This is a genomic window from Bradyrhizobium sp. Bra78, assembly GCF_024519855.1.
Taxonomy (GTDB): Bacteria; Pseudomonadota; Alphaproteobacteria; order Rhizobiales; family Xanthobacteraceae; genus Bradyrhizobium; species Bradyrhizobium japonicum_G.
Map to the genome: position 1 here is coordinate 261763 of NZ_JALJRE010000011.1, position 21642 is coordinate 283404.

Annotated in this window: 12 protein-coding genes, 2 tRNA genes, 2 rRNA genes and 1 riboswitch; of the genes, 10 read left to right on the plus strand and 6 right to left on the minus strand. The window is 61.7% G+C overall.

All coding sequences use genetic code 11. The annotated features are described in order from the left end of the window. Window positions 1-8: 8 nt before the first annotated feature. The 3 genes from OC450_RS24570 to OC450_RS24580 are packed head-to-tail and all read right to left on the minus strand — an operon-like array spanning window position 9 to window position 2920. Window positions 9-944, minus strand: a complete 936-nt coding sequence (locus tag OC450_RS24570) for a prephenate/arogenate dehydrogenase family protein (RefSeq protein WP_211381245.1) — start codon at window positions 942-944, stop codon at window positions 9-11. Continuing rightward, the gene (locus tag OC450_RS24575) at window positions 941-2035 is read right to left on the minus strand and encodes a pyridoxal phosphate-dependent aminotransferase (protein ID WP_211381246.1); all 1095 of its coding nucleotides are present in this window, start codon (window positions 2033-2035) and stop codon (window positions 941-943) included. The genes OC450_RS24570 and OC450_RS24575 overlap by 4 nt, the downstream gene beginning before the upstream one ends. Window positions 2036-2071: 36 nt before the next feature. Next, window positions 2072-2920: a chorismate mutase gene (locus OC450_RS24580; RefSeq protein WP_211381247.1), complete on the minus strand. Its 849-nt coding sequence runs from the start codon at window positions 2918-2920 to the stop codon at window positions 2072-2074. A gap of 215 nt (window positions 2921-3135) precedes the next feature. Further along, a riboswitch (SAM riboswitch) is annotated at window positions 3136-3215 on the plus strand. A 90-nt stretch (window positions 3216-3305) separates the two neighbouring features. On the opposite strand from OC450_RS24580, the gene OC450_RS24585 reads away from it, so the two are divergent. Together OC450_RS24585 and metW are read left to right on the plus strand one after the other, a co-directional pair. Then, entirely contained in the window at window positions 3306-4508 is a 1203-nt protein-coding gene (locus tag OC450_RS24585) for a homoserine O-acetyltransferase (protein WP_211381248.1), read from the plus strand. 2 nt (window positions 4509-4510) lie between these two features. Beyond that, a complete protein-coding gene (gene metW / locus OC450_RS24590; protein ID WP_211381249.1) occupies window positions 4511-5173 on the plus strand; it encodes a methionine biosynthesis protein MetW in 663 nt (220 codons plus the stop codon). Between the two features lie 18 nt (window positions 5174-5191). Here metW and OC450_RS24595 read toward each other — a convergent pair whose 3' ends face one another. Next, the gene (locus tag OC450_RS24595) at window positions 5192-6055 is read right to left on the minus strand and encodes an alpha/beta fold hydrolase (RefSeq protein WP_262048835.1); all 864 of its coding nucleotides are present in this window, start codon (window positions 6053-6055) and stop codon (window positions 5192-5194) included. A gap of 215 nt (window positions 6056-6270) precedes the next feature. On the opposite strand from OC450_RS24595, the gene OC450_RS24600 reads away from it, so the two are divergent. Further along, a complete protein-coding gene (locus tag OC450_RS24600) occupies window positions 6271-7047 on the plus strand; it encodes a TIGR02594 family protein (RefSeq protein WP_262048836.1) in 777 nt (258 codons plus the stop codon). 154 nt (window positions 7048-7201) lie between these two features. Here OC450_RS24600 and OC450_RS24605 read toward each other — a convergent pair whose 3' ends face one another. Further along, window positions 7202-7990, minus strand: coding sequence for an MOSC domain-containing protein (locus OC450_RS24605; RefSeq protein ID WP_211382383.1), 789 nt, complete (start codon window positions 7988-7990; stop codon window positions 7202-7204). A gap of 257 nt (window positions 7991-8247) precedes the next feature. Here OC450_RS24605 and clpB point away from each other — a divergent pair, with 257 nt between their 5' ends. The 3 genes from clpB to OC450_RS24620 all read left to right on the plus strand — a co-directional run bounded on the left by clpB (window position 8248) and on the right by OC450_RS24620 (window position 13640). Beyond that, window positions 8248-10899: an ATP-dependent chaperone ClpB gene (gene clpB, locus OC450_RS24610; RefSeq protein ID WP_211381252.1), complete on the plus strand. Its 2652-nt coding sequence runs from the start codon at window positions 8248-8250 to the stop codon at window positions 10897-10899. A gap of 289 nt (window positions 10900-11188) precedes the next feature. Next, window positions 11189-12238, plus strand: a complete 1050-nt coding sequence (locus tag OC450_RS24615; protein WP_211381253.1) for a hypothetical protein — start codon at window positions 11189-11191, stop codon at window positions 12236-12238. Window positions 12239-12263: 25 nt separating this feature from the next. Further along, on the plus strand, window positions 12264-13640 hold the full coding sequence (locus tag OC450_RS24620; RefSeq protein ID WP_211381254.1) for a hypothetical protein: 1377 nt from the start codon (window positions 12264-12266) through the stop codon (window positions 13638-13640). Window positions 13641-13837: 197 nt separating this feature from the next. Here the strand turns inward: OC450_RS24620 and OC450_RS24625 are convergent, their stop codons facing one another. Beyond that, the gene (locus tag OC450_RS24625; RefSeq protein WP_211381255.1) at window positions 13838-15901 is read right to left on the minus strand and encodes a M23 family metallopeptidase; all 2064 of its coding nucleotides are present in this window, start codon (window positions 15899-15901) and stop codon (window positions 13838-13840) included. 993 nt (window positions 15902-16894) lie between these two features. Here OC450_RS24625 and OC450_RS24630 point away from each other — a divergent pair. The 4 genes from OC450_RS24630 to OC450_RS24645 all read left to right on the plus strand — a co-directional run. Beyond that, window positions 16895-18383: ribosomal RNA gene (locus OC450_RS24630) — 16S ribosomal RNA — on the plus strand. A 187-nt stretch (window positions 18384-18570) separates the two neighbouring features. After that, a tRNA-Ile gene (locus tag OC450_RS24635) sits at window positions 18571-18647 on the plus strand. Window positions 18648-18761: 114 nt separating this feature from the next. Then, a tRNA-Ala gene (locus tag OC450_RS24640) sits at window positions 18762-18837 on the plus strand. A gap of 405 nt (window positions 18838-19242) precedes the next feature. Next, a 23S ribosomal RNA gene (locus tag OC450_RS24645) occupies window positions 19243-21642 on the plus strand; the annotation flags it as partial.

Genomic DNA, 21642 nt, shown 5'->3' on the forward strand with positions numbered 1-21642 from the left:
AGAGGAGGCTACGGCTTCTTCAGCGCCGCATGCGGCCGGCCGAAGTCGGGCGCGGCCGAATCCTGGCCGATCTCGACGATGCCGCGGCGGATGGCACGGGTGCGGGTGAAATGGTCGAACAGCGCCTCGCCGTCGCCGCGGCGGATCGCGCGGGTGAGCTTTGCCAGATCCTCGGTGAAGGTGCCCAGCATCTCCAGCACGGCGTCCTTGTTGGCAAGGAACACGTCGCGCCACATCGTCGGATCGGACGCCGCGATGCGGGTGAAATCGCGAAAGCCGCCGGCCGAGAATTTGATGACCTCGGACTCCGTCACCTGCTGCAATTCGTCGGCGGTACCGACGATGGTGTAGGCGATCAGATGAGGCAGATGGCTGGTGATCGCGAGCACGAGATCATGATGATCGGGCGTCATGATCTCGACCTTGGCGCCCATCGCCGCCCAGAACGCGCGCAGGCGATCGGTGGCCGCCGCATCGACGCCTTCAGGCGGCGTCAGGATGCACCAGCGGTTGATGAAGAGCTCGGCGAAGCCGGAATCGGGGCCGGAATGCTCGGTGCCTGCCACCGGATGCGCCGGCACGAAATGGATGGTGTTCGGCAGGTGCGGCGCCATGTCCCGGACGATGGCGCCCTTCACCGAGCCGACGTCGGAGACGATCGCGCCGGGTTTCAGATGCGGCGCAATCTCCTGAGCCACCGGCCCGCAGGCGCCGACGGGAATGCAGAGGATGACGAGATCGGCGTCCTTCACGGCTTCCGCATTGGTCGACATGACCTGATCGACGATGCCGAGCTCCATCACCCGCGCGCGCGTTGTCTCCGAGCGCGCGGTGGTGACGATCTCTCCAGCCAGGCCCTGGAGCTTCGCAGCGCGCGCGATCGAGCCGCCGATCAGGCCGAAACCGATCAGCGCGACGCGCTGGAAGTGCGGCGTCGCGCTCATTTGCCGGCCATGAAGTCGCGCAACGCCTCGACGACGAGGCGGTTGGCCTCCTCGGTGCCGATGGTCATGCGCAGCGAATGCGGCAGGCCGTAGTTCTTCAGGCCGCGCAGCACGAGGCCGCGCCTGGTCAGGTAGGCGTCGGCCTCGTCCGAGGTCTTGCCCTTTTCCGCGAAGTGGATCAGCACGAAATTGGCGACGCCCGGCGTCACCTTGAGCCCGAGCTTGCCGATCTCCTCGGTCAGCCAGTTGCGCCAGGTCTCGGTGAACTGCTTCGACATCGCCTGGTGCGCGGTGTCCTCGATCGCGGCAACGGCGGCGTACATTGCCGGCGTCGACACGTTGAAGGGGCCGCGGATGCGGTTGACGGCGTCGATGACGTGTTCGGGCCCGAACATCCAGCCGACGCGCAGCGCGGCGAGGCCGTGGATCTTGGAGAAGGTGTGCGTCACCACCGTGTTCTCGGTGGTGGCGACGAGCTCGATCCCCATCTCGTAATCGTTGCGCGAGACGTAATCCGAATAGGCGGCGTCCAGCACCAGCAGCACGTGCGAGGGCAGGCCGGCGCGCAGGCGCTTGACCTCGTCGAACGGCACATAGGTGCCGGTCGGATTGTTGGGGTTGGCGAGCCAGACCAGTTTCGTGCGCGGCGTCACCGCCTTGAGGATGGCATCGACGTCGCAGGTGAGGTTCTTCTCCGCGGCAACGACGTTCCTGGCGCCGACCGCCATGGTCGCGATCGGGTAGACCAGGAAGCCGTGGGTGGTGGAGATCGCCTCGTCGCCGTGGCCGAGATAGGTGTGGGCGAGCAGGTTGAGGATCTCGTCCGAGCCGGCGCCGCAGATGATGCGGTTGGGATCGAGCCCGAAAGAACGGCCGATCGCTTCGCGGAGCACGCGCGAGGTTCCTTCCGGATAATCCTCCAGGTGGTCGGCCACGTGCTTGAACGCCTCGATCGCCTTCGGCGAGGGCCCGAACGGCGTCTCGTTGGCCGAGAGCTTGAACACCTTGCGGCCCGGCTCCGCCACCGGGCTCTTGCCGGGCGTGTAGGGCGCAATATCGAGAATGCCGGGATTCGGCACGGGGCGGGACATCTTCAACTCCGGAAGTAGCTTTAAGCGGTTCGCGATTTACGATTTCGACCCGGTCGGGGGCACCGTATAGCGCGTTGCGTGGCTGCCGACGAGGGCCGTGGAGCGCACCGAGGCCCCCGCTTCGATCAGGGCAGCCTTGATTTTGTCGAGGCTGCTGGCCGCGGTGACCGAGACCAGCAACGCCGCGCCGTCGAAGGCGGTATCAGGCACCGCCACGATCTCGGCGAGCGGCGACAGGGCACGCGCGACCTCGGCATTCCACCCGGAGACGCGCACGCTGAAGGTCTCGACCTCCGTCACCAGGGCGCTGTCGGCGACGCGCGAGACCGCGAACACCGGCAACGCCGCCGGATGGTCGGCGCGCTCGACGAAGGGCAAGCGCGCGATGATTTTGGGCGCACCGGCTTGTTCAAGCGACAGCCACCACGGCGTGCGGCTCGATGTCGCCGAGACCAGCGCCAGGTCGCCCTTGGATTTCGCCACAGCCTCGACCGCCGCCTGCGCGCTGAAATGCGCGACGTAAGGCACCGTAAAACCAAAATGGAATCGCGCCGAATCGCGCATCGCCGGCTCGCTCACCGAGATGTCGGCATGCACTGAGAACGGCGCCTGCACATAGGTGAACGTCGAGATGATCACGCGCCAGATGCTTTCGACCGTGTCGAGCGGCAGGATGCCGCGATGACGCTGGACGAGGTCGCGCATCATGGCGGCCTCGCGCGCCGGGCGGAACGCCGACCCGACCTCCTGGGTCTGCTTCACCTGGATCAGGCGGTCGATGATGTCGCCGCGCTGCATCAAGAGGCGATGCATGCTCTCGTCGATCGCGTCGATCTCCTTGCGCAGTTCCTGCAATGATGGTGGCGCGGGCGGACGTTGGGACATGTCTGACAAGGGCTGTTGCGAGGGTTGTTGAGAGGCTTTCCAGTGCGGATCGGTCGAGCCGCTACCGCTGCGGTCGATGTCCTGATTAGGCAGTCGGAACGGCGAAAGCAAAGAGAAATGCAAGAGAAATTGGCGCCTTTTCGGCTGTCGCTTCGGAGGCGAATTTGGTCGATCCGGGCCGCGACTTGACGAAAACCGCCCGGGACGGTAACTTTTGCATGTTCCGTGGTCATTTGAGCCGGCCGGCTTGCAGCCACGTTAAAAAACTCGCTAAACAGGCCGGGGACCCTTTCGATCCCGGCCGAACCTATCGTTCAGGCCGGGTTTTTCATGGCCTGATGTCAATGCGGTCGCCACTACGATCGCAAACGAGGTCGATGGTCAGATGGTTGGCGTCCAGTCAATTCCGAGTCCCGCGATCACTGCCGACGAGCGGTCGCACGAGGTCGATCATCCGAGCTCGCAGGTCGCGCAGTTCGGTATCGAGCAGCCGCTGCGGCTCGATTGCGGTGTCGATCTCAGCCCGTTCCAGATCGCCTACCAGACCTATGGCGTGCTCAACGCCGATCGCTCCAACGCTGTTCTGATCTGCCATGCGCTGACCGGCGACCAGCATGTCGCCAACGTCCATCCGGTCACTGCCAAACCCGGCTGGTGGGAGACCCTGGTCGGTCCGGGCCGACCACTTGATCCTCAACACTACTTCATCATCTGCTCCAACGTGATCGGCGGCTGCATGGGCTCTACCGGTCCGGCTTCGATCAATCCGGCGACCGGCAAGGTTTGGGGCCTCGATTTCCCCGTCATCACCATCCCCGACATGGTGCGCGCGCAGGCGATGCTGATCGACCGGCTCGGCATCGACACGCTGTTCGCGGTCGTCGGCGGCTCGATGGGCGGCATGCAGGTGCTGCAATGGACCGCGGCCTATCCGGGTCGCGTGTTCTCCGCGCTGGCGATCGCCTGCTCGACGCGGCACTCGGCGCAGAACATCGCGTTCCACGAGCTTGGCCGTCAGGCCGTGATGGCTGACCCCGACTGGCACAGTGGTGGCTATGCCGATCACGGCATCCACCCGCACCGCGGGCTCGCCGTGGCGCGGATGGCCGCGCACATCACCTATCTCTCTGACGCGGCGCTGCATCGCAAATTCGGACGGCGCATGCAGGACCGCGAGTTGCCGACCTTCTCGTTCGACGCCGACTTCCAGGTCGAATCCTATCTGCGCTACCAGGGCTCGTCCTTCGTCGAGCGCTTCGACGCCAACAGCTATCTCTACCTGACCCGCGCGATGGACTATTTCGACATCGCCGCCGACCATGGCGGCGTGCTGGCAAAAGCGTTCGCCGGCATCCAGACCCGCTTCTGCGTCGTCTCCTTCACCAGCGACTGGCTGTTCCCGACCTCGGAATCGCGCGCGCTGGTGCACGCGTTGAATGCGTCGAGCGCGCGGGTCTCGTTCGCCGAGATCGAGACCGATCGCGGCCACGACGCCTTCCTGCTCGACGTGCCCGAATTCTTCGACATCTCCCGCGCCTTCCTGCAATCGGCGGGCAAGGCGCGCGGGCTCAAGGACAAGGACGGCTAGCGATGTCCGTACAGGAGGTGCTGCCGCTGGGCGGCGTTGCGACCGGGCAGCCCGGTGATTTTCGCGCCGACCATGTGCTGGTCGCCGAGATGGTCAAGCCGGGCTCGAAAGTGCTCGACGTCGGCTGCGGCGAGGGCGATCTGCTCCAGCTGCTGGAGACCCGCGGCATCGACGGCCGCGGTATCGAGCTGTCGCGCGAGGGCGTCAACCGCTGCGTCGCCAAGGGCCTCGCGGTGGTGCAGGGCGACGCCGATACCGACCTCGTCAACTATCCCGACGACGCCTTCGACTACGTGATCCTGTCGCAGACGCTGCAGGCGACGCGGCAGCCCAAGGTCGTGCTGGAGAACCTCTTGCGCATCGGCCGCCGCGCAATCGTCACGTTCCCGAATTTCGGCTTCTGGAAGATGCGGCTTCAGCTACTGATCGGCGGCCACATGCCGCGCACCGAGAACCTGCCGGCCAGCTGGTACGACACCGCCAACATCCATTTCTGCACCATCAAGGATTTCATCGAGCTCTGCGACGCCATCGGTGTCAAGATGGAGCGCGCCGAAGCGCTCGATCTCTACGGCCGTCCGCTGCGGCTGCGGCTGCCATGGTGGGTGTGGAATCTGTTCGGCGAGCAGGGCGTGTTTTTGCTCACGCGCGGGCAAGGAAAATAGTCAGGTGACGCCTTCGCGCTAATGCGCCGCAAGCGACCGTGGATCGCGGACCGGCCATCGTCCCGCTTCCACCAGCGCCACGAATCGCTCCACGCTCTCGTTGAACAGCGCGGGCTCTTCCAGGTTGAGCACGTGGCCCGACTTCGGGAGCATCGCCAGCCCCGCCGCGGGCAGGTGCTTCTTCAGGAACAGGCTCGGCCCAATGCACTGATCGTCCTCGTCGCCGCAGATGATCAGCGCCGGTGTCGCGGCGCCTCTGATCGCTTCCGTCATGGTGTAGATCGAGGGGCGGCCGCCCTGGAAGCCGCGCATTGTCCGCGCCGATCCCTTGGCGTCGTGGCGCGCCAGCGCGGCGTAGAATTCGGCGTGGCCGCGCGGATCCTTCACCAGGAAGGGAATCCGGCTCGGCGCCTCGCGTGTGACCTTTGCGACTTCGATGGAGCCGAGCGTCTCGAACTGCTCGGCATTGGCGCGGCACTGCCTGCGCCAGGCGTCGAGGTTCTCGATCTCCGAGCCGGAGCCGATTCCGGCCAGCGTCATCGACAGCGCGCGCTGCGGCGCGTTCAATCCGATCTGGAGCGATGAGTATGCGCCCATCGAGAGACCGACGAGATGCGCGCGCTCGATTCCGAGATGGTCGAGCACCGCGAGCGCGTCGGTGTAGAAATGCTTGTAGCTGTAGACCTCGCCATCAGGCACGTCCGACGGCGTGTAGCCGCGCGCGGAATAGGTGATGCAACGGTGGCCGCGCGAGAAGTAACGCATTTGCGGCTCCCAATTGGTGTAGTCGGCCGCGAACTCGTGCAGAAAAATAATCGGCGTTCCCTGACCCGTTTCCTCGAAATAGATACGGACGTCGTCCCTCGTCGTGGCGTGGGGCATTAACTGTTTCCCTCTCTTCAAGCCGCATCCTGAAGATCGCAGTTAATGTTGTTGTCCGCAATGCGGCAGCATCGAACGAGCATCGGCACAAAATCATCGCAGCCATTCGCCGTCGCGGCGTCTTTTTCTCGCCACATCCGGCGGCTTAACGGCCAGACGGATGTCGGCCGCCGCACGGGCCGACTGGGAAGTGGGGTGTCAACGAAGGATGAAGTATGTTCGAGTTGTTTGCGTCTCGCCTGTCGCGCTGCCTTGTCGCGCTGGCTCTCTTCTTCGCGGCGGCCGCCGCGTTCTCGTCTCCGGCCTCGGCACGGCCTCACCGTCATAGCGCAGAGCGACATGCTCACGCGCATCACGTCAGCAGATACCATCATTATCGGCACACTGCGCGCAGCTCGCGCTTCGAGCGCAGCGCCGCGCAGTTGCAGGCCGGCGGATTCGGCAACAGCTTTGCCAGCTATGACCCGACCGCCAATAGCGGCGGCATGATCATGGGCGGCAGCGGTGGAATGACCATCAGCGGCAGCGTTGGAATGACGACGCGCGCCAGCCGTCGAATGGCCAAGAGCGATGGCGGTGTGATAGCCAGGAGCGATAGCACTGGGATGGCCAGCAACGCCATGAGCAGCGGCAGCTTCGGTGGCGGATCGGGCCTCGTGTCTGAGGCACGCCGCTACGTCGGCGGCAATCCGACCGGGCGCGGCAGCCTGTGGTGCGCGCGCTTCATGAACATGGTGCTTGAGAAAACCGGCCACCATGGCACCGGCTCCGACATGGCGAACTCGTTCGCGCATTACGGCACGCGCGTCTCCGGCCCGCAGGTCGGCGCCATCGCAGTGATGTCGCGCGGCGGGCGGGGCGGTCATGTCGGCATCATCACCGGCATCGACGCGCAGGGCAATCCGATCATGATCTCCGGCAACAACGGCAACCGCGTCCGCGAGGCCCCGGTCTCGCGCGGCCGGATCTATGCGTATGTGATGCCGAATTGACGGTGCTGCCTCGTCATTGCGAGCGAAGCGACTTGTCCGCCGAAGCCTTTGGCGAAGGCGGAAGCAATCCAGAATCCCTCCGCGGAAATAGTCTGGATTGCTTCGCCGCATCGCTCCTCGCAATGACGGAATGCGTGGAGCCAGCGTCGCTCGTTCACACCAGCTTTGGCTGTTCCACCGCGACCGCATCCCCCACGCCGATCTCGCCGTCGGCGATCACCTCGGCATAGATGCCGCAGTCCATGTGGCCGAGATTGCGCGAGAGTGTCGGCGGGATTTCGAGGTCGCGCTTTGCGGTCTCCGGATCGACATTGGTGGCCGGGCAACGGACGATGCGCTTGACCACTCGCAACCGGGCCTGACCGATCGCGAGGGTCTGGCCGACCAGGTCGAGCTCTGACCAGGCCGGCCAGCCCTTCACGTAGAGATTGGCGCGGAAGCGCAGCGGGTGCACTGCGGTCCCGCCGAGCATGGTCTCGAGCGCGCGGACGCTGCCGAGATTGATGATGGAGACGACCTTGCGGGCCACGTCGGAAAAGCTGTGGTCACGGCCCGACAGGACCTTGGGCGGGCCCTTCAACTCCGGCTGGAAGTTCTCGCTGAAATAACCCTCGATGGCGGCGCGCCCGGCGGCGGTCTCGAGATCGCCGCTGGCGACGATCTGGCCGTCCTTGCGGATGGTCAGGCGGTTGGTCGCGTCCTCGAACCGGCTGTCGAGTGAAGCCAGCCGCTCGTTGCGCGCCAGCATCAGGAACTGGATCTTCGGCTTCCACTGCGGCTGTTCGGGATCGAAGCCGCTGGGACCGTTTTCGATGGCGTAGCGGCGGTCGGCGGGCAGGGTCTGGCCGGCTCGCAGGGAGACGCGGGACAGGGGCTCCGGCGTCAGGCCTTTGATCGGGTAGCGGTAAAGGCCGGTGATTTCGGCGGTCTGGCGGGCCGTCATTGCGTCAGGTGTCATGCCGCTACTTAAGGGATTCGGCGGCGCCCCGCCAAGCACGCGGATTCGCGCACGAAATTGTGAACTCGCCTCTTCCGATCCGAGGGCACGCTTCCCACATCAGGGTCAGGCCGGCGCCAGCGCCGGCTGATAACGACCGTTGCCGGTTGAGGAACGTCAACGCGGCCAGCGGAAACCCAGTGAAGATGCCGTTTGGAGTGCCTTAGAGGGCTCCAAGGGCAGGCCGAGGGAAAGAAAAGACCATGAACATCGACAAATATACCGAACGCTCCAGGGGCTTCATCCAGTCCGCGCAGTCGCTTGCTGTGCGCGAGGGGCACCAGCAATTTTCGACCCTGCACGTCCTGAAGGTGCTGCTGGACGACAATGAGGGGCTCGCTGCCGGTCTGATCGACCGCGCCGGCGGCAATTCCCGCGCAATTCTCAAGGCGACCGAGGACGCCCTGAGCAAGGTGCCGAAGGTCTCCGGCGGCGGTGCTGGGCAGATCTATCTGGCGCCCGAGCTCGCTCGTACCTTCGACGCCGCCGAAAAGGCCGGCGAGAAGGCCGGCGACAGCTTTGTCACCGTCGAGCGGCTGCTGCTCGGGCTCGCACTGGAGAAGACCAGCGAGGCCGGCGCGATTCTGGCCAAGGGCGGCGTCACCCCGCAAAACCTCAATGCCGCCATCGAGGCGCTGCGCAAGGGCCGCACCGCGGACAGCGCGACCGCCGAGAACGCCTATGACGCGTTGAAAAAGTATGCCCGCGACCTGACCCAGGCTGCGCGCGACGGCAAGCTCGATCCGGTCATCGGCCGCGACGAGGAGATCCGCCGCACCATCCAGGTGCTGTCGCGGCGGACCAAGAACAATCCCGTCCTGATCGGCGAGCCCGGTGTCGGCAAGACCGCCATCGCCGAGGGCCTCGCGCTGCGCATCGTCAATGGCGACGTGCCGGAGAGCCTGAAGGACAAGAAGCTGCTCTCGCTTGACCTCGGCTCGCTGATTGCGGGCGCAAAATATCGCGGTGAGTTCGAGGAGCGGCTGAAGGCCGTGCTCCAGGAAGTGACCGCCAGCGAGGGCAATTTCATCCTGTTCATCGACGAGATGCACACGCTGATCGGCGCCGGCAAGGGCGACGGTGCGATGGACGCCTCCAATCTGCTCAAGCCGGCGCTCGCCCGCGGCGAGCTGCATTGTATCGGCGCGACCACGCTCGACGAATACCGCAAGCATGTCGAGAAGGATGCGGCGCTGGCGCGGCGCTTCCAGCCGATCTTCGTCAGCGAGCCCACGGTCGAGGACACCATCTCGATCCTGCGCGGCCTGAAGGACAAGTACGAGCAGCACCATGGCGTGCGGATCACCGATTCCGCGCTCGTTGCCGCCACGACCCTGTCCAACCGCTACATCACGGACCGCTTCCTGCCCGACAAGGCGATCGACCTGATGGACGAGGCGGCGGCGCGGCTGAAGATGCAGGTCGATTCCAAGCCGGAAGAGCTGGATTCGCTCGATCGCGAGATCATCCGGCTCAAGATCGAGCAGGAGGCGCTCAAGAAGGAAAGCGATCTCGGCTCCAGGTCCCGTCTCGAAACGCTCCAGAAGGAGCTCGCCGAGCTCGAGGAGAAGTCCGCGGCGATCACCGCGCGCTGGAGCGCGGAGAAGAACAAGCTCTCCGACGCCCAGAAGCTGAAGTCCGAGCTCGACGCCCTGCGCGTCGATCTCGCCGACGCGCAGCGGCGCGGCGAATTCCAGAAGGCGGGCGAGCTGGCCTATGGCCGGATCCCGCAGCTCGAGAAGCAGCTCGCGGACCTCGAGGCCAAGGAAAATACCACGCAAAACTCCGGCGAGATGATGGAGGAGGCTGTTACCGCCAACCACATCGCGCAGGTGGTCTCGCGCTGGACCGGCGTGCCGGTCGACAAGATGCTGGAGGGTGAGAAGGAGAAGCTCCTGAAGATGGAGGAGCAGCTCGGCACCCGCGTCGTCGGTCAGGCCGAGGCCGTGCGTGCGGTCGCAACCGCCGTGCGCCGCTCGCGTGCCGGCCTGCAGGACCCGAACCGGCCGACCGGCTCGTTCATGTTCCTGGGCCCCACCGGCGTCGGCAAGACCGAGCTGACGAAGGCTCTCGCCGAGTATCTCTTCAACGACGAGACCGCGATGGTCCGCCTCGACATGTCCGAATACATGGAGAAGCACTCGGTCTCGCGGCTGATCGGCGCGCCTCCCGGCTATGTCGGCTATGACGAGGGCGGCGCGCTCACCGAGGCGGTGCGGCGACGGCCCTACCAGGTCGTGCTGTTCGACGAGATCGAGAAGGCGCATCCCGACGTCTTCAACGTCCTGTTGCAGGTGCTCGACGACGGCCGCCTGACCGATGGCCAGGGCCGCACCGTCGATTTCCGCAACACGCTGATCATCATGACCTCGAACCTCGGTTCGGAGTTTCTGGTGAATCAGCCGGAGGGCGAAGACACCTCGGCCGTGCGCGAGCAGGTGATGGGAATGGTGCGGGGGCATTTCCGCCCCGAGTTCCTCAACCGCGTCGACGAGATCATCCTGTTCCACCGCTTGCAGAGGAACGAGATGGGCCGGATCGTCGAGATCCAGTTCGCGCGGCTGCAGAAGCTTTTGACCGATCGCAAGATCGTGCTGACGCTCGACACCGCGGCCCGCGACTGGCTCGCCGCCAAGGGCTGGGATCCCGCCTACGGCGCCCGGCCGCTCAAGCGGGTGATCCAGCGCCACCTCCAGGACCCGCTGGCCGAGATGATCCTGGCTGGCGACGTCAGGGATGGCGACAGCGTTGCGATCTCCTCCGAAGGCAACGTGCTGACCTTCAACGGCAAGGCGCCGCAGACTGCGGAGATCGCCCAGTTCGAGGCGCCGGTGACGAAGCGCAAGCTGAACTGATTTCGCGAAACGACGAACTGAAGCTGTCCAAACCTCCCCGCGATGCGGGGAGGTTTTTTTGTACACGCAATGCGAGCAATCTGCCTCGCGTGACAACGCGGTAGATTTTTCGCACCGTATGCAGGGCCAATGGCACAACCGAGGGCTGTGTCGCTCCGGCGCACGCAAGGGCGGTGTGTTATAAATAGAACACGCCCTGCGCTTTCTCTGAGAGCGTGCATAAATTCACTTGAACAATCTGCTCAAGACTCGCCACAATCCCCAATAATTATTTAATGGGATTGCGTCGATGCGTAGCGTCAGTGAAGTGTTGGCGTCGAGGTTCTGCGCGGCTGGCCGGTCACGCGTCGGCGATAGATCGAATGTGCGTTTCCCATTGCGAACCGTGTTGCTGCGACTTGTGGCGTGCGTCTTCACGGCGTTGACCGTGTCGGCCTGCGATCCGGTCACGGAACGGCGCTACATCACCGAGGGTGCTGGTGCCGATCTGTATTCGCCCGACGCAGCGAGGCAGGCGCAACTCCTGAACGAATATATTCAGTTCATCTGCAGTCAGGCCGGCCAGAATTGCGGAGGCGACTGGAGAGGTTTCGTGCAAGCCGGCATGAACGACATCGATCAACGGTGCGACGGCTTCCTGTTGTGGATCGACGCGAAACGCCGCGACCGCGAGCCGATTTTGGCGGAAATATCGGCGGTCAACACCGCGGTCCATACGATCATGACCGTGACAGGATCGAATCCGGACGCACTCAATATTGTGACGGCGGCGTTCGGGCTTGCGAGCGCAACCTATGCGAATTGGAATTCGCGCCTGCTCATTGCGGTGAACCAGTCGACGATCCAGCAAGTGGTCTATGATTCCCAGGGAGAATATCGGAAGAAGATTCAAGACTGGGCGGTGCCGGATCAGCCGACGGCGATCTATTTGCTGCGTAATTATCTCCGCCTGTGCATGCCCACCACTATCGAGGCAACCATCAACATCACGACGACGCTCGTTCACAGCGACGCCCCGGCGGCGGCGAAGAGGGGTGTTGTCGTTAGCAACATGACAGCGCCGAGCGCGACTGTCCCGAAAGCGACCCGAATTTCCTCGACCTTCGGGCCCGATAATCCGACCGTTATTCTTATGAAGTTCCTCGATCCCAATGGAACTGGCGAACGTGATGCCGATCGAGTGAACCAGCTTGCGCCGTTGTTGGCGCAAATCACCGACCCGGCGACCGGTCAACCGTTGCGTACGCCGCGCGATCTCACGCGCTTCCTGCAAAGCAAGGAATTGGCCACTCAACGGCAGAATGTCGTGGGACAGCTCAAGGCGGCCGGGAAATTGTAGGCCACGTTTCGTCGAGGGCAATGAAATGAGTTTAGAAATACAGGTTATGAATGAGGTTCCGGAAGAGAGCCTCAAGGCAATCGTCAAGAGTTTTGCACAAGACGGTGCCAATATCGTTACGGCTATCAATGATTCCAAAGGCAAGTTTTCGGTTGAAGCCACCTTCATTGATCCCGGTCCGCAAACGAGCGTCATCATAAGCGGCAAGATGTCGATCTTCGGTGGCCCGCAGGATATGGGGGTTGGCGCGAACGAGGGGCTGGCAATTTACGATGCCGCGAACGCTGGCACGGCACCTGCCGGGCTTTTCCTCGACGCGCAACCGCAGGGCACGACCGGACTCGCGCGACGCCTCAACCCGGGCTTCAACTATCTTGCATGCCGTTGGGATTATTCCGTTACTCCGCAAGACTTCCTGCGCGGGGCCACGGTCACGGTGTCCGCAAACGGGAAGTCGGTCACGGCAAGTCCGGCGGATTGGGGACCCAACGTTGCAACAGGCCGCATTGCTGATCTTTCGCCCGGCCTGGCGCACGCGCTCCACCTGGACACGGATGACAACTGCACGCTGCGAATTCCGATGCCGGAGGGAGCACAAATAGCGGCGCCCGAGACACCGCCGGCGCTTGCAATCGACATCAGAGCCGTCAGTGCTGCAATCCTGCCCGCGAACATGGCTCAAAGCCTGGCCGTTGTGACCGCCTATGGAGATACGCTCTATTGGGTGATCAACCTTGTCGGTTCGGACGATGGCGGTCAAAGCCTGTTGCGGAGCGTTGGCGGAGCGGTTGCCCAAGCGATCCTTAACGATACCGTCGTTCTTCCGGTCCAAGCGGGACCTGATATCCCGGATGCCGTGGCGGGCGAACTGAACAAGGCCGTTCGCAAGGATCCATCGATCATCTCGGGGCCTCCGGGTACGGCGCCTGCGACCAGCAGCGAAGCACGGGCTAAAATGTTCGCGGCGGCGCGAGCGTTCGTCGGCCACAGCACGCGCAATGTGCCGGGCACGCAGAACGGCAATCTGGCTTGTGCCTGGGCCGTGAATGAGGTTGCACGTATTGCTCTCGGCAAGCCCATTTCCACCGAAGGACATGGTGACAACGGGCTGGGCACCGATGGGTTGTTCGAAGCCCTGAAAGCTGGCCATACCCGGCTGAAGTCAAAAAAAGACGCTCGGGCAGGGGATGTGATCATCGCTCCCACTGTCGGCGTAAACCATGGACATACCGGCATCGTCGGCGAGACGAGTGGCAGTGTCGATGCCACTCAGATATTTTCGAACAGCTCGGGTCACGCCGCGTTCGCGCAGAACTTCAGCATTGGATCGTTTCAACAGCACTACGAGGCAAATGGATTGCAAGTGCTGTTCTTCTCGCTGAAGCCCACGGCTTTCGTTTGACACTGGATCACACCGTTGTTGGTGTCGTTCGCGACGGTGCCCGTCATCGGATCGGCTGGCGGGCCTGATGACGTCGTGCTCCAGGAGCGTCGCCGGCTTCACTTTGCTGGCTTGACGAAAGCGATCGACGCGCGCCTGCGATGCTTCTCGTGGGTGCAGCGAGGTCGGCTCGAGAGAGCCGACCGCCCCTCCGGAGTTTACCGGTTCGTCACTTGCAACGGGCCGCCAGTTGCGTCCGACATCCGGGCGATGGCGCCGCCGCGGCCGCTCATCATGCCGTCGAGCCGGTCGCGCTCCTTCTCGAAGCCGGCCAGCATCGGGCCTTCCAGCGAACGGCCGCGCGGCAGCTTTACGCGCATCGGGTCGACGAAGCGGCCGTTGACCAGGATTTCGTAATGGACGTGCGGTCCGGTCGACTGGCCGGTCGAACCGACGAAGCCGATCACCTGGCCCTGCCGTACCTTCTTGCCCGGCTCCATGCCCTTGGCGAAGGCCGACATGTGGCCGTAGGCGGTCTCGTAGCCGTTGTTGTGCTTGATGCGGATATATTTGCCGTAACCGCCCTCGAGCTGGGCCTTTTCGATCACGCCATTGCCGGCGGAGAAGATCGGCGTACCGTAGGCGGTCGCCCAATCGACGCCGGTGTGCATCTTCACATAGCCCAGGATCGGATGGCGGCGGCCGCCGAAGCCGGAGCGCATGATGGCGTTGTTGACGGGCTTCCTGACCAGGAACTTCTTCGCGCTCTTGCCGGTCTCGTCATAGTAGTCGACGACGCCGTCGTCGGGGCTCTGGTAGCGGTAGTATTTCTTGGTCTCGCCGCCGACCGTCAGCGAGGCGAACAGCACTTCGTTCTTCTCGCTTGCGGTCACGCCCTCGTCCTCGCCGGCGTAGAACACGTCGAACGAGTCGCCCGGCGCCACCTTGCGCTGGAAGTCGACGTCGTAGGAGTAGATCTTGATCATGTCGTCGATGACCGGCATCGGCACCTTGTTGCGCATCGCGGTCTCGTAGATGCTCTGGTAGAGCCGCACGCCGGTGCCGTCATCGTCGTCATCGTCGTCGCTGTTGGCGTTGGCCGCAGCGTCGGCGACGGTGTTCATGCTGGAGACGTCGACCGCGACGTATTTGCCGAGATCGGACAGCGCCGCGATCGCCTCGACCATGGTCTCGTTGGCGATGACGACGCGGTAGGGCTGCAGCCTTGCGCCGGGGCTTGAGGGCGCCATCAGGATGCGCAGCTTCTCGCCTTCCTTGAGGCCGCCGTCGCGGCCGCGCGGCCCGAGCGTCGCGGCGATCGCCTTGATCTCGTCAGCCGTGGCGCCGAGATCGCGCAGCACGCCGGCGACGCTGTCGCCCTTCTTGACCACGTGGACGCGTTCGCCGTTGGGATTGCCGCCGGTGATCTGCTCCTTGGTCTTCGGCAGCAGCGTGACGTTTTCCGGCACCACGCGCGTCTCGAAGCCGGCATAGGGATCGGACGGCGACGCTTCGCTGGCGTAGGCGCTTCTCATGTCGGACGGGCCGGTCGTGCCGGAGATGTCGGCCGCGGCATTGGCAAGCGAGGCGTAGCGCACCCCGCCATTGCCGCGCCAGTTGGCGGCGTCGCGCACCCGCATCAGGATGTCGTCGAGCGCCACCACCGCGGAAATCTTGGCCTTCGGCAGCACCGACGACAGGTCCTTGGTGACGAAGGAGACCTCGGCGTCGGGTTCGACCGCTTCCGGATTGTTGGGATCGTCGGATGCGGTCTTCGGATCGGAGCCGACGTCGGTGAGCATGCGCTGGGCGTTGAACGGCGGGATCTTGGCCGACAGATCGCTTGTCGTCATCGACAGATTGCCGGCGATCCGGACGAAGGGACGCACCCGCATCACGTCGCGATTGCCGACGCGCGCGACGGTGGAGACGCGCACGATGTTGCGCGAGGCCGTGGATTCGCTCGGCGGCGGCAGGCGGTCGCTCTTGTGCAGGGTGGCGGCGCGGTCGGCTGCGCCGAATGCGCCGCGCAGCGCGCCTTCGACGCGCTCGGGCACCTTGGCGAAGGTCATCTCGCCGTCGAGTGATGCGAAAACGGCGCCGCCGATCAGGGCTGCGCCGCAAAGTCCGGTCAGGATTGTCCCGCTGAACCATTGCACGGAGACGCGGCGGCGATCGATGACGGCAGCTTCAGAACCGTCGACGGACAGCGGCGGCTCGTGGCCGAGATCGATGATCCCGGTCTCACGCCCGTAAGCGCCGCGTGACGTCCTGTGGTTCAACCCAAGTCCCCCAATCAACGACCCAAGAGCCCGATTTCGAACCCCTCCCCAGGCTGCCCTCTTCGGGGGCATCGCTGGAAAGAGGAAAGCCGCACAGGCGTCCGCGGTCCGAAGGCCCTGATGACGGGCCGGCCGAAATTACGAACAGCTAAGCGGAAAAAGATCTCTCGATGTCTCTCGAATGTCTGAAGAAGGCCGCTTCATCGTATGATCGCCTTCCTCGGACCCCACGCAAACCGCAGGCAGCCCCCACTGGCATCCCTGCGATTCAAGCTTCGTCTCTACCAGAACGCCGCGGGATTGTGGCTCAAGTACGGCGCCTAATATGGAAAAAGTTTCCTGAACGGCCGGGCGCGAGGGCTCCCCTCGGGAGGGGGCTGCAAGCCGCCGCCGGAGCCCCTCCGGAGTCCCCATGGAGGCCAAACTTTTTTTGGATTTTTTCACCGCGCCGGCCCGGATCGCGCGCCCAGGCCCCTCCTAACCAACTGGAATCGCATGAATTTTATCAACGATCCACCGTGCGACGATTTGTTGACAATGGGCGTTGACAATCCCGATGGGTGGGGCCTATAACCCGACCACTGAGCGCGGCGCCGCCGGGTCACTGACCAAGGCGAGCGAACGCGCCACTGATGCTCCTCACCTTGTTGAGTGACACAACAGTCGACGTAAGTCGATTGGAGTTCATCCATCGTCGGTAAGGGTGTCGGAACCCTTCCTCTACGGAAGGTTGGGGCCTCCTGGTCCCGGGCTGTTTGACAAGTGAAGATGAAGAAAGAGAAACGTGGACGGCGGAGTCCTTGCGCCTCTCGGAATACTTGAGAGCTTCGGCTTTTGAGTTCTGAGAGGGGACGAAAGACTTCGGCGGTACACGTTTTAAGGTTACACCATCGTTGCCAGCGATGTGAATCGCGGGCAGCTCGTCGACTTCGGTCGATGAAAAATGGTGGGACCTCGTCAAACGTTGTGATCAGCCGGTTCAAAGTTCAAGTCCAACTTGAGAGTTTGATCCTGGCTCAGAGCGAACGCTGGCGGCAGGCTTAACACATGCAAGTCGAGCGGGCGTAGCAATACGTCAGCGGCAGACGGGTGAGTAACGCGTGGGAACATACCTTTTGGTTCGGAACAACACAGGGAAACTTGTGCTAATACCGGATAAGCCCTTACGGGGAAAGATTTATCGCCGAAAGATTGGCCCGCGTCTGATTAGCTAGTTGGTGAGGTAATGGCTCACCAAGGCGACGATCAGTAGCTGGTCTGAGAGGATGATCAGCCACATTGGGACTGAGACACGGCCCAAACTCCTACGGGAGGCAGCAGTGGGGAATATTGGACAATGGGGGCAACCCTGATCCAGCCATGCCGCGTGAGTGATGAAGGCCCTAGGGTTGTAAAGCTCTTTTGTGCGGGAAGATAATGACGGTACCGCAAGAATAAGCCCCGGCTAACTTCGTGCCAGCAGCCGCGGTAATACGAAGGGGGCTAGCGTTGCTCGGAATCACTGGGCGTAAAGGGTGCGTAGGCGGGTCTTTAAGTCAGGGGTGAAATCCTGGAGCTCAACTCCAGAACTGCCTTTGATACTGAAGATCTTGAGTTCGGGAGAGGTGAGTGGAACTGCGAGTGTAGAGGTGAAATTCGTAGATATTCGCAAGAACACCAGTGGCGAAGGCGGCTCACTGGCCCGATACTGACGCTGAGGCACGAAAGCGTGGGGAGCAAACAGGATTAGATACCCTGGTAGTCCACGCCGTAAACGATGAATGCCAGCCGTTAGTGGGTTTACTCACTAGTGGCGCAGCTAACGCTTTAAGCATTCCGCCTGGGGAGTACGGTCGCAAGATTAAAACTCAAAGGAATTGACGGGGGCCCGCACAAGCGGTGGAGCATGTGGTTTAATTCGACGCAACGCGCAGAACCTTACCAGCCCTTGACATGTCCAGGACCGGTCGCAGAGATGTGACCTTCTCTTCGGAGCCTGGAGCACAGGTGCTGCATGGCTGTCGTCAGCTCGTGTCGTGAGATGTTGGGTTAAGTCCCGCAACGAGCGCAACCCCCGTCCTTAGTTGCTACCATTTAGTTGAGCACTCTAAGGAGACTGCCGGTGATAAGCCGCGAGGAAGGTGGGGATGACGTCAAGTCCTCATGGCCCTTACGGGCTGGGCTACACACGTGCTACAATGGCGGTGACAATGGGATGCTAAGGGGCGACCCTTCGCAAATCTCAAAAAGCCGTCTCAGTTCGGATTGGGCTCTGCAACTCGAGCCCATGAAGTTGGAATCGCTAGTAATCGTGGATCAGCACGCCACGGTGAATACGTTCCCGGGCCTTGTACACACCGCCCGTCACACCATGGGAGTTGGTTTTACCTGAAGACGGTGCGCTAACCCGCAAGGGAGGCAGCCGGCCACGGTAGGGTCAGCGACTGGGGTGAAGTCGTAACAAGGTAGCCGTAGGGGAACCTGCGGCTGGATCACCTCCTTTCTAAGGATGGTTCTTCAGAAGCTTGCTTCTATCGAACCGTTTTAGAAACATCAGTGGCCAACGGTCGTCAGGATCGTTGAGCTGCATTGGCGGGATTTCGCCGTCTACGTTTCTCTTTCTTCGCGGACGAACACGCGCTGGGGCTGCAACCTTGCAGATCCCTGGTCCTTGACTGGATATGCGTTAGGGGCTTGTAGCTCAGTTGGTTAGAGCGCGCGCTTGATAAGCGTGAGGTCGGAAGTTCAAGTCTTCCCAGGCCCACCACGCTTCGCCGATGGCTTCGCGTGGCACCGCCACGCAAGACATGAAGCGGAGTGTGTCCGGCATAGCCTGCATGGCGACGCCGGACTTTTAAGAGGCGCTTCGTCTTCTGGTTACGGGGCCATAGCTCAGCTGGGAGAGCGCGTGCTTTGCAAGCATGAGGTCGTCGGTTCGATCCCGTCTGGCTCCACCAGATGGTTTGATCACCGACAACTCAACCGTCGTCCGCGAAACATCACTTCGCACCCACTAGTCCGGATGGACAGTGACGTGCGTGATTTCTGACATCGTAAAGAGGAGATCGATCCGAGTTGGATCGTGCAGCAAGCAATTGCTACGCGATACTTCATTATCTCCGGATCATTTCGACGCTCGTGCGTCTTTCAAGGCAGCTCACAAGGCTGCATCTGTAGGACATGCGAGTTGTAAATGATCCTTTTAGCGAAGCTTGACCGCCTCGCTATCGGAACGATCTTACGAAGCAAGCTGGTCTTTCTAATCATTGTCCGGCTGTACGTAGCGTTCATCGAGGGCGCGCGCCGTAAGGCAATCGTACAGACAACATTCTGCCGAGTGTGTGGACATTGATAATGAGAGCAATCAAGTGCCTTAAGGGTGTTCGGTGGATGCCTTGGCGCTGAGAGGCGATGAAGGACGTGCTACGCTGCGATAAGCCGTGGGGAGCTGCGAAGAAGCTTTGATCCATGGATTTCCGAATGGGGAAACCCACCTTCGATAGCCGGAACTCCAAGACCTCAGTCGAAAGACTGTGGTGTGGAGTTCAACCAGAGATGGAAGACGCCAGACCTTTAGATTTCGATCGAAGAGGTTTTGGATTTCCGGTTATCAAGAGAAGGTATGAGACTTCTGAATACATAGGAGGTTTCAAGCAAACCCAGGGAACTGAAACATCTAAGTACCTGGAGGAAAGGACATCAACAGAGACTCCGTTAGTAGTGGCGAGCGAACGCGGACCAGGCCAGTGATACATCAAAGACAATCGGAACCAGTCAGGAAAGCTGGGCCTTAGAGGGTGATAGCCCCGTACGAGTAATGCGATGATGTATCCACGAGTAAGGCGGGACACGTGAAATCCTGTCTGAACGCGGGGGGACCACCCTCCAAGCCTAAGTACTCCTCAGCGACCGATAGTGAACCAGTACCGTGAGGGAAAGGTGAAAAGCACCCCGACGAGGGGAGTGAAATAGACCTGAAACCGGACACCTACAAACAGATGGAGCCCAAGATACGTTCTGGGTGACATCGTACCTTTTGTATTATGGGCCAGCGACTTAATTTAACGAGCAAGCTTAAGCCGATAGGCGAAGGCGTAGCGAAAGCGAGTCTGAATAGGGCGTCAAGTTCGTTGTATTAGACCCGAAACCTAGTGATCTAGCCATGAGCAGGTTGAAGGTGAGGTAACACTCACTGGAGGACCGAACGGGTGTCTGTTGAAAAAGACTCCGATGACTTGTGGTTAGGGGTGAAAGGCCAATCAAACTGGGAAATAGCTGGTTCTCCGCGAAAGATATTTAGGTATCGCCTCGGATGAATACCTCAGGGGGTAGAGCACTGGATGGGCTAGGGGGACTTACCGTCTTACCAAACCCAACCAAACTCCGAATACCTGAGAGTACTATCCGGGAGTCACACGGCGGGTGCTAACGTCCGTCGTGGAGAGGGAAACAACCCGGACCTACAGCTAAGGCCCCTAATTCGTGGCTAAGTGGGAAAGGATGTGGAAATCCCAAAACAACCAGGAGGTTGGCTTAGAAGCAGCCATCCTTTAAAGAAAGCGTAACAGCTCACTGGTCTAAATAAGGGTTTCTGCGCCGAAGATGTAACGGGGCTCAAGCCACGAGCCGAAGCTTAGGGTGTAGTCCGCAAGGGCTACGCGGTAGCGGAGCGTTCTGTAAGCCTGCGAAGGGCGACTCGTGAGAGCGCCTGGAGGTATCAGAAGTGCGAATGCTGGCATGAGTAACGACAAACACTGTGAAAGACAGTGTCGCCGAAAGTCCAAGGGTTCCTGCGTAAAGTTAATCTTCGCAGGGTTAGCCGGTCCCTAAGGCGAGGCCGAAAGGCGTAGTCGATGGGAATGCAGTGAATATTCTGCAGCCAGTGGATGGTGACGAATCCCGTGTGTTGTCCGACCTTAATGGATTGGTTGGGCTTCGAAGGGGTTCCAGGAAATAGCCTCCACATTAGACCGTACCCGAAACCGACACAGGTGGACTGGTAGAGTATACCAAGGCGCTTGAGAGAACTATGTTGAAGGAACTCGGCAATTTACCTCCGTAACTTCGGGATAAGGAGGCCCATTGCTCGCGCAAGCGGGCAGTGGGGGCACAGACCAGGGGGTGGCAACTGTTTAACAAAAACACAGGGCTCTGCGAAATCGCAAGATGACGTATAGGGTCTGACGCCTGCCCGGTGCCGGAAGGTTAAGAGGAGAGGTGCAAGCCTTGAATCGAAGCCCCGGTAAACGGCGGCCGTAACTATAACGGTCCTAAGGTAGCGAAATTCCTTGTCGGGTAAGTTCCGACCTGCACGAATGGCGTAATGACTTCCCCGCTGTCTCCAACATAGACTCAGTGAAATTGAATTCCCCGTGAAGATGCGGGGTTCCTGCGGTCAGACGGAAAGACCCCGTGCACCTTTACTGTAGCTTTGCGCTGGTATTCGTGACTGTTTGTGTAGAATAGGTGGTAGGCTTTGAAGCCGTGGCGCCAGCCATGGTGGAGCCGAAATGTGAAATACCACCCTAATGGTTATGGATATCTAACCGCATCCCCTTAGCGGGGATCGGGACAGCGCATGGTGGGCAGTTTGACTGGGGCGGTCGCCTCCCAAAGAGTAACGGAGGCGTGCGAAGGTAGGCTCAGAACGGTCGGAAATCGTTCGTCGAGTATAATGGCATAAGCCTGCCTGACTGCGAGATCTACGAATCGAGCAGAGACGAAAGTCGGTCATAGTGATCCGGTGGTCCCGCGTGGATGGG

What these genes read in the sequence shown, in the direction of transcription:
- OC450_RS24575 (WP_211381246.1), bottom strand. Translation starts at nt 2,035, where the DNA reads ATGTCCCGCCCCGTGCCGAATCCCGGCATTCTCGATATTGCGCCCTAC.
- metW (WP_211381249.1), top strand. Translation starts at nt 4,511, where the DNA reads ATGTCCGTACAGGAGGTGCTGCCGCTGGGCGGCGTTGCGACCGGGCAG.
- OC450_RS24615 (WP_211381253.1), top strand. Translation starts at nt 11,189, where the DNA reads ATGCGTAGCGTCAGTGAAGTGTTGGCGTCGAGGTTCTGCGCGGCTGGC.
- OC450_RS24605 (WP_211382383.1), bottom strand. Translation starts at nt 7,990, where the DNA reads ATGACGGCCCGCCAGACCGCCGAAATCACCGGCCTTTACCGCTACCCG.
- OC450_RS24595 (WP_262048835.1), bottom strand. Translation starts at nt 6,055, where the DNA reads ATGCCCCACGCCACGACGAGGGACGACGTCCGTATCTATTTCGAGGAA.
- OC450_RS24600 (WP_262048836.1), top strand. Translation starts at nt 6,271, where the DNA reads ATGTTCGAGTTGTTTGCGTCTCGCCTGTCGCGCTGCCTTGTCGCGCTG.
- clpB (WP_211381252.1), top strand. Translation starts at nt 8,248, where the DNA reads ATGAACATCGACAAATATACCGAACGCTCCAGGGGCTTCATCCAGTCC.
- OC450_RS24580 (WP_211381247.1), bottom strand. Translation starts at nt 2,920, where the DNA reads ATGTCCCAACGTCCGCCCGCGCCACCATCATTGCAGGAACTGCGCAAG.
- OC450_RS24585 (WP_211381248.1), top strand. Translation starts at nt 3,306, where the DNA reads ATGGTTGGCGTCCAGTCAATTCCGAGTCCCGCGATCACTGCCGACGAG.
- OC450_RS24620 (WP_211381254.1), top strand. Translation starts at nt 12,264, where the DNA reads ATGAGTTTAGAAATACAGGTTATGAATGAGGTTCCGGAAGAGAGCCTC.
- OC450_RS24570 (WP_211381245.1), bottom strand. Translation starts at nt 944, where the DNA reads ATGAGCGCGACGCCGCACTTCCAGCGCGTCGCGCTGATCGGTTTCGGC.